Source organism: Neisseria sp. P0021.S007 (assembly GCF_051956855.1).
On record NZ_JBQCXA010001187.1, the window covers coordinates 1 to 520 of the forward strand.

General features: G+C 46.0%; 2 pseudogenes. Both read right to left on the reverse strand.

Features of this window, described 5'->3' with window-relative positions:
- A pseudogene (locus ACTHUR_RS18195) lies at positions 1 to 279 on the reverse strand (hypothetical protein); the annotation flags it as partial.
- 33 nt (positions 280 to 312) lie between these two features.
- Positions 313 to 520 (reverse strand): annotated as a pseudogene (locus ACTHUR_RS18200) (heme biosynthesis protein HemY); the annotation flags it as partial.

Genomic DNA, 520 nt, shown 5'->3' on the forward strand with positions numbered 1-520 from the left:
GGCATATCCATCGCCACTGTCTAAAGTGATAATGCCAAAGTCTGCAGATGGTGATCCTGTTTGAACTCTGCCCCATTTGCTTAATATCTCTTTAGCTTGTTTCGCTAAATCTTTTTCCGGCTCAAGTAAAATGACGCAAGTTCCATTTTCAAAGAGCACCCAAGATTTTTCATCTCCCTTAATGCTCTTTTTCCAAACATCAATCAACCTTTGATTATAAGCAGGCGTTCCAATTTCAAATATTTCTTTCTTTGACTTAAAGGAATCTGAAAGTCCCATCAAATTCTCCTAGATAAGAGTGTTTTCCTAAACTCAGCTATGCTGCTCCAACGCTGCGTGGCGTTCTTCTTCGGAGACGGCTTCCAAAACCAACTTCCGTTGTTCCTGAGCTTTTTGCGGTTGTCCGGTTTCGTCGAGTACACGCGCCAGCATGAGGCGGGCGGCGATGCTCGGTTGCAGGGCGATGCTGGCTTCGAGGTAACTTTGCGCTTTACCCCACAGGCTACGACCGTAGGCAAGC